The organism is Halomonas alkaliantarctica, from assembly GCF_029854215.1.
In the GTDB taxonomy this organism is placed as follows: Bacteria; Pseudomonadota; Gammaproteobacteria; order Pseudomonadales; family Halomonadaceae; genus Vreelandella; species Vreelandella alkaliantarctica_A.
Genome location: NZ_CP122961.1, coordinates 701,855 through 714,518 on the forward strand (window position 1 = coordinate 701,855; position 12,664 = coordinate 714,518).

Genomic DNA, 12,664 nt, shown 5'->3' on the forward strand with positions numbered 1-12,664 from the left:
AAAAGCTGACCCAAAAGAGCATTCCGAGAGGGCCTATATGGGGGGCAGTTGAAGCAAGGGTTTGATGTTGAGTTTGAGGGTGAGCGGTTAAAAAGCCATGACTACCTGATCTTCAAGCACAAGCCGAGAAAAGTGGTGATTGCTGGGGACAATGACCAGCCTGACTTGTTGATGGATGCCTGCGTGGGGGCGCAGGTGCTGGTGCATGAAGCCGCCTACACCGAAGAGATGGCCCAGAAGGCTGGTGATGTGGGGCATAGCTACGCCAAGCTTGTCGCCGCGTTTGCCGAAACGGTCCAACTGCCCAACTTGGTGCTGACGCACTTTAGCCCCCGTTACCAGCTCCACCCCTTTGCGTCGCCTTCCATCGAGGACATTCGCAAAGAAGCCCAGAGCGACTATTCGGGCTCGCTTTACCTGGCGCGGGATTTTGGCGAATACACCCTGGATAAAGCGGGCCGCTTTGCTGAAGTGGCGGGCGAGTAACCTTTTCGATACTCGTCATCAGCGTTTAGGTGCCTCTGCAAGAGAAAATATGCTGAAAACTGCTCGGCCATGCTTAAGCAACGCTATGTCTTTGACACCTGATACGTTGCAGGGTACATTTTAGAGATGATCCGAAGCTTCAAACACAAAGGTTTGGCAAAGTTCTTCAAATCCGGCAGCACTGCAGGGATTCAGGCCGCTCATGCAAAGAGGCTTCGGCTTATTCTTGGTCGGCTCAATGCTGCGTCAGATACCAAAGATATGGACTTACCAGGCCTTCGGTTGCACGAACTCTCAGGAAATCGCTCTGGTATCTGGTCAGTCACGGTTAGTGGTAACTGGCGAGTGACGTTTCGGTTTGAGGACGGAGATGCCGAGATAGTGAATTATGAAGATTACCACTGAGGCAGCGCCCATGTTGATGCACAATCCTCCCCACCCTGGTGAAGTATTACGCGAGCTTTGCTTGGAGCCCTTAGGTCTTACTGTGACAGCCGCAGCGGAAGCGCTGGGAGTAAGCCGCAAAACGCTGAGTGCTGTCCTGAACGGCAAGGCCGGTATTAGCCCTGAAATGGCGGTGCGGCTTTCTATCGCGTTTGATACCTCTGCGGAAAGCTGGCTGAACCAGCAGTCCCAATACGAACTCTGGCACGCCGAACAGCATCGTAAAGAGCTTAAAGTAAAGCGGCTGGTTGCCGCCTAAAGCAGCGGTGGTTTAAGTACACCCTGGATAAACCGGACCACTTTGCTGAACTTGCGGGCGAATAGCCGATGTCATCCCGCCGCTCCTTGAGTGCTTGCCGCGCAGATCAGTCGCGGCAATAGCCTTCGCCTGTTGCGACTACCAGGCAGTCTTCTTTTTCTAATAACCACTTCATGCCGGTGGCTTCGCCGTCGCCCGCACTAAGCAGCTGTGGGCCACCTCCGCGGTTGAAGCGAATGCCCTCGGCGGTGGCCTGCCCTTCGAAGGTGCCGCTTTGATCGGCATCCAGGCCGTAGCGCATGTGAAGGAGATAATGGCCCGGGCCTGCAGAATCGTCCTTGCTGATTTCCAGGAATAACCCTTCCACGCCAATCCAGCGGCCGACCCATTGATCGGTCTCCTGGTGATGGGGCTGGTTTTGCTCGGTCGACGCACCTGAGTCCGGCGCGCCTGATGCGGTGCCATTGCTGTGTTGAGCACACCCGCTGATAAGTAACAGGGTACTTAACGCTAACGCTGCTTTTGCCATATCTGTCTCCTAATCACTACTGCCGTTACGCACTTTATACACGTACCATGCTTTGTTTAGTTTGATCGAATTTTGGGATATGCCGAAGGGGTAAACAAAATGCAAAAGGTAAGAATCGACCTGGTATCCGATGTGGCCTGCCCGTGGTGCGCGATCGGCTACCGGCGCTTGGAGCAAGCGCTAGAGACACTCAATGGCGAGATTGATGTTGAGTTGGTCTGGCAGCCTTTTGAGCTGAACCGCGATATGCCGTCCGAGGGTGAGCCGATCCTGGAGCACTTGTGCCGCAAGTACGGTAAAGATGCGGCCACCATGGAGCAGTCCCAGCGCGAGATTATGGCCGCCGCCGAAGAGCTTGGCCTGAATTTCCGCGGTGCCCTGGAGCGTCGGGCGAACAATACCTTCGCGGCCCACCGCGTGCTGGCGTGGGCCGGAACGCAAAACCAAGAGACAGCCCTGCAACTGGCACTGTTCGAGGCCTATTTCGGTGAGGCGAAGAACCCCGCCGACCCAGCGGTGCTGCGTGAGAAGGCCATTGAGGTTGGGCTTGACGGTGATACCGCTGAGGCCATCGCCCGCTCCGATCAGTACGCGGACGAAGTGCGAGCGGCAGAACAGCGCTTTATGGACGCAGGGGTAAACGCCGTACCGGCATTTATTCTAGATGGACGCTACCTGATTTCAGGCGCCCAGCCTGCCGACGTGTTGGTCGATGCGCTTCGTCAGGTAGCTGAGGAAAACGCTAGCCGCTAACGTTTTAGAGGCTCTGGCCTAGCGGCTAGTCAGTCTGGTTCATATTGCGACTTCTTAAGCGCTGGCTTTAGTCTAAAAGCCAGCGCTCCCCCCTTACTGTAAAAATTCCCGCAACGTATCACTGGCTTGGTCGATGGAAACCACGCCATCCAAGTGGCCGCGAGTACCTTCCAGGGTTTCAATCGTCACGTCGGTGCCGTCTGCTTCAATCAGCTCGGCGGTGCGGCGCACGCCTTGGGGCGCGAAGACAAGATCGTTTTCGCTATACAGCATCAGGGTCGGTGCTTCGATGGCGGCAAGTCCTTCCTCTAGCGAGTCGCCGTGGCCTGCCATAAAGGTTTGGTTGGCGCGTACCAGGTAGAGCAGGTGGTTGGCATCGGATGTCTCGGCACGAGCGGCGGCGATGTCATCCAGGGTTTGCTCGATCGCGTAGCGGGCGTTGATGTCCTCAGCCGGGTCGCGCGCTTCGTCGGCCCAGTCGCGGTTAAACGTTTCGTTGGTCCACTGCCAGTGGTTGGCGTTGAGCGTCACCAGCTTCAGCGCTTCTTTTAGTCCCTCGGTGGGCGGCTCGCCGTCGTAGTAGTTACCCTCATTCCAGTTGGCATCCAATCTAATCGGTGCTGCCCAGGCGCTTAGGGTTGCCAGCAGCCACGGGTCGGTAACGCCGCCGCCAATCACGGAGATTAAGCGCTCGACTCGGTCAGGGTAGGCGCTGGCCCACTCAATCGCCTGTAGCGCGCCCATCGAGGCGCCCATCACCGCATGCAGCGATTCAATGCCTTGGCTCTCCAGTAGCTCGCGCTGTACCTCGACAAAATCGCGGATGGTGACGACCGGGAAGTCCATGCCCCAGGGTTCGCCGGTTTCAGGATTGATGGTAGCGGGCCCGGTGGTGGTGACGTTGGGGTCATTGGCACCGAGGTTGACCAGGGTATCCGAGGAGATGATGTAGTACTCATCGGTATCCAGCGGCTTGCCGGGGCCAATGATCGCATCCCAGTAGCCGGTCGGCTGCCCCTCTGCCTCATAGCGGCCTGCCGCATGGCTGGTGCCGGAGAAAAAGTGGGTAATCAGAATGACGTTATCGCGGGCGTCGTTGAGCTCGCCGTAGGCTTCCCAGCCCACCGTGACGTTGGGAATCGTCTCGCCGCCCTGGGTGGTGAAGCTGTCCATTTCGAAGGTCTGTTTCTCGACGACGCCATCCCAGGCCCAGAGAGGGGAAGCCAGCAGCAGGCCAAGGCCGGAACAGAGTGTTGCCGTGAACAGCGTTTGTCGTGAAAGTGTCATAGGGTCGCCTTAAAAGAGGGATTATTGTGATTGTTTTGGCCGCTATCGCAGCCACCCTCTCAGCGTAGTAGACCCTAGTGCATTTTGAATGGATTCAAGCCGTTGGCTTGCTGCATCATCATGCGCTTGGCAAACGGGAAGCGCTCGGCGAGCTGCAGGCTTAAATCACCCAGTTGGCGCAGCGGTTTGGCCCCGGTAAACAGGTGATGAAACGTGTCGGTTGCGGCGATCATCGCTTGGTTAGCCGCGCGGCGCTGGCACTCAAAGCGGAGTAGGTTGACATAGTCGCCTGGGTCGCGGCCTTGAATGATGATCTCGGCAAGCGTATCAGCGTCGTGAAGGCCGATATTCAAGCCTTGGCCTGCCAACGGATGCACCACATGGGCGGCATCGCCAATCAGTGCCAGGCGCTTACCGATATAGCGGTGGGCGTGTTGGCGCTTGATGGGAAAGCTGGCCCGGGCGACGATGCGGATGAGGTTACCCAGGCGTTTAGGAAACGCCATTTCAATGGCTGTTTTAAGCGCGTCGTCGTCAAGCTGTTCGCGGGCTTGGGTGGTTTTATCTGCGTCGTACCACACCAGGGAAGCGCGATGGCCGGGCAGTGGCAGCATTGCAATCGGGCCGGTGGGGGTGAAGACCTGCCAACTGACGTCCTGCTGGGGCAGTTCGGTTTCCACGTTAATGATCATCGCCCGCTGGTGGTAGTCGTAGCTGCTAACACTGATCCCCGCTAGCTCGCGCAGGGTCGATTGCGCGCCGTCGGCGCCGACGATCAGACGTGCGCTTAGGGTTTTGCCATTATCCAGCTCCAGCAGGCGGCCAGTGGTTGAGGTGATCGTACTTAACGGTGCGCACTGGGTGTAGCAGGTAACGCTGGGCAGCTGTTCCAGGCGCTGCCATAGGGCGTACTGCAGCGTGCGGTTTTCGATAAAGATGCCGAAGTCATCCATGCCGCTATCTTTAGCGGAAAACAGCGAGTGGCCGGTGCCGTCCTGGTTGGAGACATCGATATGCCGAAAAGGGCAGCAACGCTCCTCAGGTAAAGTCGTGCCGCTGGCCTTAACGAACGCTAACGAGCGGGCATTCAGCGATGAAATACGCAGGTCGTAGTCACCGCTAGGGGGCGTCGGGGCGTCGCCGTGTTCCACCAACCCCACGGAGAAGCCCGCATGACCCACGCGGGCCGCCAGGGCGGCGCCCACCATGCCGCCACCGACAATAATAATGTCATGATCGTGCTGCATAAGAGTATCTCCTGGGTGCACAATAACCGTTAAAGGGCGCGTGACATGGCCCGCTTCCGCCATACAGTATCATTGAGTTTAAGCCACATTGCCTAGAGGTGAACTATTGACGCAGGGCGTGGAAATTGCAAAAAGCGTTACCCAGGCGGGCGAGGAGCTGGCAGCCTTTATTCAGCAGCATCCGAAACTGTGGGTGATTACCGGTGCGGGCGTCAGTACTGACAGCGGTATTCCTGACTATCGTGATGCGGACGGTCAGTGGAAGCGGCCGCCGCCGGTGCAGCATGGCGACTTCATGAGCTCGCATCACGTTCGCCAGCGCTACTGGGCGAGGGCGTTGATCGGTTTCAGCGCCATGCGCGAAGCTCAGGCCAGCGGCGCCCACCGTGCGTTAGCCACGCTTGAATCCCAGGGCTATATCCATCAGTTGGTGACCCAAAACGTTGACCGCCTGCACCAGCGCGCCGGTTCACGCCGGGTGATCGACCTGCATGGTCGTGCGGATATGGTCAAATGCATGGTGTGCGACTATCAAATGATGCGCCACGCTATGCATGAAGAAATGGCGAGGATGAATCCTAGCTTTGCAGGCTTGCAGGCCGGTCACGCCCCGGATGGCGACGCCGATCTGGAAACCGACTTTAGCTCCTTTCGTATTTTCGACTGCCCGCGCTGTAGCGGCATCCTAAAGCCCGACGTGGTGTTTTACGGCGATGTGGTACCCGCCGAACGCAGGTTAGAAGCGCAGGTGGCGCTGGCTGAGGCGGATGCGGTGCTGGCCGTGGGCACCTCATTAATGGTGTTTTCCGGCTACCGTTTTTGCCGCGCCGCCCATGAGCGGGGCATGCCGCTAGCGTCGCTCTCGCTCGGCGTGACTCGTGCGGATGCGCTATTGACCCACCAGTGGCGGGCGGGGTTGACGCCAGTGCTTGAGCAGGCGGTGCGCTGTTTAAAGGGTGCAGAGCGCAGTTGATAACCCTTTTTTATTCAATGTCTTGTAGCAAGAGAAGCCATAATAAACGGGTTAAGCGACTGACTGCGTTCGCGCTTTGATGTTTTTTATATCGCGTCCTGGGGGCAATCCAAACAGGCGGCTATACTCGCGCGTGAACTGCGAGACACTCTCGTAACCAACTGCATAAGCCGCGTGGCTGATTATCTCTCCCTTCGACAACATCATCCTACGAGCCTCGATCAAACGGAGCTGCTTTTGAAATTGGAGAGGCGTCAGGGAAGTGATGGATCTGAAATGCTCATGAAACGAAGATAGGCTCATACCTGCGGTTTCTGCCAGTTGCTCTATGCGGAGCGGCTCAGCAAAATGTTGACGGATGAATGACACCGCGCGTGCAATGCGATTGGCGTGGCTGCCAACAACACCAAGGCGTCGAATTGCAGTGCCTTGGCGTCCTGTCATCAGCCAAAAATGCAGCTCTCGAATCAACTGATTCTGGAGTATAGCCAATGATCCTGGGCGCTCAATAAGACGCATTAGGCGCAATGCAGCGTCAGAAACGTCTCTCTCTGTTGTATCAACACGGACGGGCCTATCGGTGTCTAGCGAGCTGGCATCTATCTCAACGGCAAGATCCTCAATGACGGCGGGATCAAGTTCAAGTACGAGCGAGAGGTAGGGGGCTTTGATACTAGCCCGCGTGATCTGACTAACGGTGGGGACATCAGCGGTAATCACGAGGGACTCGCCTGCGCCAAGGTCATAAGTGCGGTTTCCCATGATGACTCGTTTGCTGCCTTGAAGCACCATGGCCACCAACGGTTTGTCTATATTGAAGTGCAATGCAGTAGGCCTAGTCTGACGAATAATCGTCAAACCAGGGATAGGTGTTTGAGTAACGCTGGTCGTCGAACCAACGCGTGCCTCGGCATAGCGGTGCACTGTCTCAAGTAGGTTTTCATTCATGAATTAAACATTAAGCGATACCCTTTCTTCTCGCAATATTATTGGAGGAATAGGCAAAAGGTGCCGAGTATCCAGCAACAAGGATAGGAGCGTGTCGGCGATAGTACTGATGGGCACAATGCTCACCAGCACAGGAGCTTTTCATGACGACTATTTCAATTATTACCGGTGGTAGCCGCGGACTTGGCCGTAATACTGCTATCAATATTGCCCGCCATGGCGGCGATGTCATCTTCACCTATCGCAGTGGCGTTGAGGGCGCAAACGCCGTGGTAGCTGAAATTGAGAGCATGGGGCGTAAAGCCGTTGCGCTGCCCCTCGACGTTAGCGAGATTGATGCCATACCCGCTTTCGTCGAAAGTGTTCGTTCGGCGTTGAAGTCCAAATGGGGGCGAGACAGCTTTGACCATCTTGTTAATAACGCGGGGCATGGTGAAATGGTGCCTTTTGCCGAGACGACAGAAGCTCAATTCGACCTGCTATTCAATGTTCATGTCAAAGGCGTGTTCTTCCTGACTCAAGCGCTTCTTCCATTGCTTACCGATGGCGGGCGCATTGTGAATTTTTCTTCCGGTCTAACTCGTGCCGCCTTCCCGGGGTTCTCAGCTTATTCTGCAGCAAAGGGTGCCATCGAAGTACTCAGTGTTTATTTGGCCAAAGAGTTGGGTAGCCGCGGCATTACTGTAAACACGATTGCCCCAGGTGCGATTGAGACTGACTTTTTGGGTGGTGCGGTACGTGATACGCCAGACTATAACGACGCGTTCGCTAGCATGACGGCCCTTGGCCGTGTCGGCGTGCCCGACGATATTGGTCCGGTAGTCGCCAGTCTGCTTGGGGCTGAAAATCGCTGGGTTAATGCGCAGCGGATTGAAGTGTCCGGTGGTCAAAATATCTGATTAAAGATACATTTCTAAAGCTAGGACAATAGCTTCGCCAGAGGCCTCTGCACCCCCGTGCTGGGGCCTCGCTTCATTGAAGAGGGACGTAACTATAGCACTGGTTGTAACAGCGATTGACAGTTTGCCGCCACTTTCTATGGTGTGGCTTCTGTGGGTTACCTGCAAAGGCGCTAGCGCGCTTTCGATACCCACGAATTGTCTTCCAGCCAGAGCCTCCAGGGCGCATCGCGGTGCTCGGGCTGGGCGTAATCAATACCCACACGTGGGCCGCTAACTATCGAGGCGTCATGCGTAGCGGCGCTAATCCACAGCTTGTCTGCCTGGGTCATATCATGGCCATAAAGTGCTTTATCGACCATCAACGCACGTGTGAGCTTGCCGGGGCCATTGCAGAGCTGTTTACCTACGGCTTGGCGGGTGGCGCGCATGGCGGCTTCGTTAAAGGTGGGCTCTACCGCACGAATCAGCACCGCGCAGGGCGAGCCTTCCGGCTCGGTTACCACGTTCAGTAACCAGTGCATGCCGTAAACGAGGTAGACATAGGCGTGGCCCGCAGGGCCGAACATCGCCTCAGTGCGCGGCGAGCGGCGTCGGTGGGCATGGCAGGCGGTGTCTTCAGCACCGCAGTAGGCTTCGGTTTCGACGATTCTTGCCGCCATCTGCTTGCCGTTATGTTCGCGCACCAGCCAGCAGCCGAGCATGTCTTTCGCCACTTCAAGCGTGTCGCGATTATAGAAATCACGGGGGAGGGGCGTCAGCTGGCTGTTTTTAACATTTGGCATGTTTGGCAACATCGTCTCGGCGTTTAGTTGAGTAGAATGCTAGGGTATTAGATAGACATTGCCACATAAAGCGGAGCTTATCGTGCTGCCATTCGAACATCTCTATTCCACCTTACCTGAACCCCTCTGGGTCGCCACCCAAGCGACGCCGGTGGCCAGCCCGGCGCTGATCGCGTTCAATGCGCCGCTTGCCCATGAGCTGGGCGCCCAAGAGATTCCTGATCCTGCCACGCTTGCTGAGTGGTTTAGCGGCAACCAGCCCATGCCGGATGCCAAGCCGGGCGCATTAGGTTACGCAGGCCACCAGTTCGGCAACTTCGTGCCGCAACTGGGCGATGGTCGTGCGCTGCTGCTGGGGGAAGTGATCGACCAGAATGGCGTTCGCCGCGATGTGCAGTTAAAAGGCAGCGGACGCACGCCGTTTTCCCGTGGTGGCGATGGTCGTTCGCCGCTAGGGCCGGTGCTGCGCGAATATCTGGTCAGTGAGTTTATGGCGGCGATGGGCATCCCCACCACCCGAGCCCTTGCGGCCGTCACCAGCGGTGAGCGGGTGGTGCGGCAAATGGCCGAGCCCGGCGCCGTCTTTACCCGCGTGGCGAGCAGCCATATTCGTGTGGGCACCTTCCAATTTGCCGCCGCGAAACGGGATGAAGCATTGTTAAAAGCGCTGGCGGATCATGTCATCGAGCGTCACTACCCGGAAGCCGCCAATGCGGAAGACCCCTATCTGGCGCTGCTGGAATCAGTGGTGGCCCGCCAAGCGGTGCTGATCGCCCGTTGGATGAGCATCGGCTTTATCCATGGCGTGATGAATACCGATAATTGCAGCATTGCCGGTGAAACCATCGATTACGGCCCCTGTGCCTTTATGGAGCAGTTTGATCCGCAGAAGGTGTTTAGCTCCATCGATCAAGGCCGCCGCTATGCGTTTGCCAATCAACCGGCGATTGCCCAGTGGAACCTGGCCCGCTTTGCCGAAACGCTGCTGCCGCTGATGCGCGAAGAGGGCGACGCCTTGGTGGAGCAGGCCACCGAGATCATTCGCCGCTTTAATCCATTGTTTGATGCCGAGCAGCGCCGTTTGCATGCCGATAAACTGGGCCTTCCTCCAGAAAGCGACCAGGCAGCACTGCTTATGGAAGGGTTGGAAAGCCAGATGCACCAGGGCCGGATGGATATGACCGCTACCTTTGATGCACTCACCCAATACGCTGCCTCAATGAGTGATGAGCACCGCGAGGGGCTGTTGGCGCTAACGACCCAACCCAATGAGCTAACGGCGTGGCTGGGCACTTGGCAGGCCGCGCAGGTGGCGAATCAAGATAACCAACGCTTTGCCGCCATGCGAAGCGCCAACCCGGTGATTATTCCCCGCAACCACCGGGTTCAAGAGGTCATCGATGCCGCTTACGACGGTGACTTTGCGCCTTTTCATATGCTGTTAGCGGTCGTCACCCAGCCATTCGATGACTCCGTAGAAGCGCGCCGTTTAGCGGCACCCGCCACCGATAGCGAACAGGTATTAAGAACGTTCTGCGGCACATAAAGAGCTAATGCCATTGCGCTGAGGACGGAATCAATCCGTAGCGGGGGTCTTTCGCCATGGATGGCGAAAGTAGCGCCCAAGGAGGGGTTCACAGCGCCCCCGCGTAGGGTTGTTCCGGCTGGTTTAGAGTGTGATAGAGGTTATGAACCATCTCGTATCCCCTGTGATAAACTGTGATTTTTTACAGGTAGAAGGGTAGCCGGTGCGCAAAATCATTCACTGCGACTGTGACTGCTTTTATGCAGCAGTGGAAATGCGCGATAACCCCGCGCTGCGGGATATCCCGATTGCCATTGGCGGCAGTGTCGAGCAGCGTGGGGTCGTTGCCACCTGTAACTACCCCGCCCGCGAGTTTGGTATTCACTCGGCGATGCCCATGGGCCAGGCGCTCAAGCGCTGCCCCCATTTGACCGTGATTCGCGGCGATATGGCCAAATACAAAGTGGTCGCCCGGCAGGTCTTCGCCATTTATCGCGATGTGACTGAATTGATCGAACCGCTCTCTTTGGATGAGGCGTTTCTGGATGTTTCGGAGGTCACCCAGCATCACGGTAGCGCCACGTTAATGGCGGAAGCGATCCGCGAAAGGGTGAGCCGTGAAGTGGGCATTACCGTTTCCGCTGGCGTGGCACCCAACAAGTTTCTGGCCAAAATTGCCAGCGACTGGAACAAACCCGACGGCCTTTGCGTGATTACGCCGGATAAAGTCGATAGCTTCGTACAGCAATTGCCGGTCAAGAAAATCCACGGCGTTGGCCCGCGCACGGCCGAAAAACTGGCGGGACTGGATATCCATACCTGCGCCGATCTGCGTACCCGCACGCTGACAGAACTGGTCGAACACTTTGGACGCTTTGGACGGCGGCTGCACGAGCTAAGCTGGGGGCGGGACGAGCGCCCGGTAAAAACCCACCGGGAGCGCAAATCGGTCAGCACCGAACAGACCTACGCCCAGGATTTACCCAACCTCGACGCCTGCCGTCGTGAACTACCCGCGCTGATCGAAGATTTAGAGCGCCGCTATGCACGGCTTGATCCACCCCTGGCGGTGCGCGGGCTGATAGTCAAAGTGAAGTTTAGCGACTTTACCCAAACCACCGTCGAACACGCCGACCCAGCGCCCAATCTTGCCCAGTTCGAAACCCTGCTTAACGTTGGCTGGGCCAGGGGCGAGCGGCCCGTGCGCCTGCTGGGCGTGGGGTATCGGCTGGCGGACAACAGCCAGGAGCATCAGCTGTCGCTGTTTTAATTAGCCTGTTAATCCTTATGCTGATTGACGCTCATTCAGTAGCGCGTTAAAACAGATGTATGATAGGCGGCGTAAATGAACGTTTTCACATGAGCCGTCTTCCTGCCTTTTAACGCGCGAGACTTGCCATGCCTGCTAATGCTGCCCAACGTCCCCGTCTAGTGTTTGCCCACGCCAATGGTTTTCCAGGGTTAAGCTATCGCAGCCTGCTCAACCCGCTGGCAGAGACGTTTGATCTGCATCCTTTGGATCGCCTAGGCCACCACCCTGATTACCCCGTTAATCACAACTGGGGCAACTTGGTAGATGAGCTGCTGGGCTACCTGCCAGAGAGCGATACGCCGCTGCTGGGCGTGGGGCATTCGCTGGGTGGCACCTTGATGGCCATGGCCGCGGATAAACAGCCTGAGCGCTTCTGCGGAGTGATTATGCTCGACCCACCACTAATGCTGGGAACGGACGCCTGGGCAATGAAAGCCGCCAAGCGGTTTGGGTTTGTGGATCGGGTTACACCTGCAGGTAAAACCTTGGGGCGGCGCACTGTGTGGCCGAGCCGCGAGGCGATGGCTAACTCGCTGAGTCGCCGGGGCCTGTTTCGCCGCTTTACCCCAGAGGCGCTCAACGACTACATTGAAGCAGGGACGCGCTTGTTAGACGACGGCAGTGCCGAACTGACCTTTGATCCGCGGATTGAGGTGGAAATTTTCCGCCATCTACCGGATCACCTTTCGCGCCTGCCGCAGCGGCTGGGCGTGCCGCTCGAACTGGTGGCCGGTAACGAGTCGCACCTGTTGACGGCGTCTCGTATCAAACGGTTGAGGCGCAAGGGGTTATCGGTGAGCGAGGTGCCCGGTACGCATATGTTCCCGATGGAGCACCCAGATGAGACGCGTGCCGCCATACTGGCTGCCTGGCGCCGTATCGCCAGCACCCGCCAGTCTTCTCATACAGCGTAAGGAGGCGTTATGTATCTTTCCGTACAACTTAGCTATTACCCGCTCGCCGATGATTTTAAGCCGGTGGTCAAAGAGGTGGTGAAACGCCTGGAAGCGACAGGATTAGAAGTGCACCCGAATCGCATGAGCACTCAGGTATTTGGCGAGTTCGATGAGGTAATGGCAGCGTTAAGCGAGGTGATGAGGTGGTCGTTTGAGACCCATGGCAAAGCGGTCTTCACGGCTAACTTCCTCGAAGGCGATCGTCGACCACGCTAATCACGCAGCATAGGCAACGCCGCCCACTGGGCGGCGTGTCGTTGT

Annotated in this window: 15 protein-coding genes; 10 read left to right on the forward strand and 5 right to left on the reverse strand. The window is 57.2% G+C overall.

Annotation, left to right across the window (positions count from 1 at the left end; genetic code table 11):
• Positions 1 to 48: 48 nt before the first annotated feature.
• The 3 genes from QEN58_RS03205 (at position 49) to QEN58_RS03215 (ending at position 1,189) form a co-directional block, all read left to right on the forward strand.
• Positions 49 to 486, forward strand: a complete 438-nt coding sequence (locus QEN58_RS03205; RefSeq protein WP_280105720.1) for an MBL fold metallo-hydrolase — start codon at positions 49 to 51, stop codon at positions 484 to 486.
• 126 nt (positions 487 to 612) lie between these two features.
• Entirely contained in the window at positions 613 to 891 is a 279-nt protein-coding gene (locus tag QEN58_RS03210) for a type II toxin-antitoxin system RelE/ParE family toxin (protein ID WP_280105721.1), read from the forward strand.
• Between the two features lie 10 nt (positions 892 to 901).
• A complete protein-coding gene (locus QEN58_RS03215) occupies positions 902 to 1,189 on the forward strand; it encodes a HigA family addiction module antitoxin (protein ID WP_022520034.1) in 288 nt (95 codons plus the stop codon).
• 106 nt (positions 1,190 to 1,295) lie between these two features.
• On the opposite strand, the gene QEN58_RS03220 is transcribed toward QEN58_RS03215, so the two are convergent.
• On the reverse strand, positions 1,296 to 1,718 hold the full coding sequence (locus QEN58_RS03220; protein WP_280105722.1) for a hypothetical protein: 423 nt from the start codon (positions 1,716 to 1,718) through the stop codon (positions 1,296 to 1,298).
• Between the two features lie 99 nt (positions 1,719 to 1,817).
• Between QEN58_RS03220 and QEN58_RS03225 the strand changes: the two genes are divergently transcribed.
• Positions 1,818 to 2,471 (forward strand): DsbA family oxidoreductase, encoded by a 654-nt coding sequence (locus QEN58_RS03225; protein WP_280105723.1) that lies wholly within the window; start codon positions 1,818 to 1,820, stop codon positions 2,469 to 2,471.
• 93 nt (positions 2,472 to 2,564) lie between these two features.
• Here QEN58_RS03225 and QEN58_RS03230 read toward each other — a convergent pair whose 3' ends face one another.
• Positions 2,565 to 3,758: an E22 family MetX-like putative esterase gene (locus QEN58_RS03230; RefSeq protein WP_280105724.1), complete on the reverse strand. Its 1,194-nt coding sequence runs from the start codon at positions 3,756 to 3,758 to the stop codon at positions 2,565 to 2,567.
• 74 nt (positions 3,759 to 3,832) lie between these two features.
• Positions 3,833 to 5,005 carry a UbiH/UbiF/VisC/COQ6 family ubiquinone biosynthesis hydroxylase gene (locus QEN58_RS03235; RefSeq protein WP_280105725.1) on the reverse strand — a complete coding sequence of 391 codons (1,173 nt, stop codon included), beginning with the start codon at positions 5,003 to 5,005 and terminating at the stop codon, positions 3,833 to 3,835.
• A 106-nt stretch (positions 5,006 to 5,111) separates the two neighbouring features.
• Here QEN58_RS03235 and QEN58_RS03240 point away from each other — a divergent pair, with 106 nt between their 5' ends.
• On the forward strand, positions 5,112 to 5,978 hold the full coding sequence (locus tag QEN58_RS03240; RefSeq protein ID WP_425270301.1) for an NAD-dependent protein deacetylase: 867 nt from the start codon (positions 5,112 to 5,114) through the stop codon (positions 5,976 to 5,978).
• A 51-nt stretch (positions 5,979 to 6,029) separates the two neighbouring features.
• Here the strand turns inward: QEN58_RS03240 and QEN58_RS03245 are convergent, their stop codons facing one another.
• Positions 6,030 to 6,926, reverse strand: coding sequence for an AraC family transcriptional regulator (locus tag QEN58_RS03245; RefSeq protein WP_280105727.1), 897 nt, complete (start codon positions 6,924 to 6,926; stop codon positions 6,030 to 6,032).
• Positions 6,927 to 7,069: 143 nt separating this feature from the next.
• Here QEN58_RS03245 and QEN58_RS03250 point away from each other — a divergent pair, with 143 nt between their 5' ends.
• Positions 7,070 to 7,825, forward strand: a complete 756-nt coding sequence (locus QEN58_RS03250; RefSeq protein WP_280105729.1) for an SDR family NAD(P)-dependent oxidoreductase — start codon at positions 7,070 to 7,072, stop codon at positions 7,823 to 7,825.
• A gap of 173 nt (positions 7,826 to 7,998) precedes the next feature.
• Here QEN58_RS03250 and QEN58_RS03255 read toward each other — a convergent pair whose 3' ends face one another.
• Complete coding sequence (locus QEN58_RS03255; protein WP_280105730.1) at positions 7,999 to 8,610, reverse strand: DNA-3-methyladenine glycosylase; 612 nt, start codon at positions 8,608 to 8,610, stop codon at positions 7,999 to 8,001.
• Positions 8,611 to 8,692: 82 nt separating this feature from the next.
• Here QEN58_RS03255 and QEN58_RS03260 point away from each other — a divergent pair, with 82 nt between their 5' ends.
• The 4 genes from QEN58_RS03260 to QEN58_RS03275 all read left to right on the forward strand — a co-directional run bounded on the left by QEN58_RS03260 (position 8,693) and on the right by QEN58_RS03275 (position 12,619).
• Positions 8,693 to 10,156, forward strand: coding sequence for a protein adenylyltransferase SelO (locus QEN58_RS03260; RefSeq protein WP_280105731.1), 1,464 nt, complete (start codon positions 8,693 to 8,695; stop codon positions 10,154 to 10,156).
• Positions 10,157 to 10,358: 202 nt separating this feature from the next.
• On the forward strand, positions 10,359 to 11,405 hold the full coding sequence (dinB, locus tag QEN58_RS03265) for a DNA polymerase IV (protein WP_280105732.1): 1,047 nt from the start codon (positions 10,359 to 10,361) through the stop codon (positions 11,403 to 11,405).
• A gap of 128 nt (positions 11,406 to 11,533) precedes the next feature.
• A complete protein-coding gene (locus QEN58_RS03270; protein ID WP_280105733.1) occupies positions 11,534 to 12,361 on the forward strand; it encodes an alpha/beta fold hydrolase in 828 nt (275 codons plus the stop codon).
• A 9-nt stretch (positions 12,362 to 12,370) separates the two neighbouring features.
• On the forward strand, positions 12,371 to 12,619 hold the full coding sequence (locus QEN58_RS03275; protein WP_280105734.1) for a YkoF family thiamine/hydroxymethylpyrimidine-binding protein: 249 nt from the start codon (positions 12,371 to 12,373) through the stop codon (positions 12,617 to 12,619).
• Positions 12,620 to 12,664 lie beyond the last annotated feature (45 nt).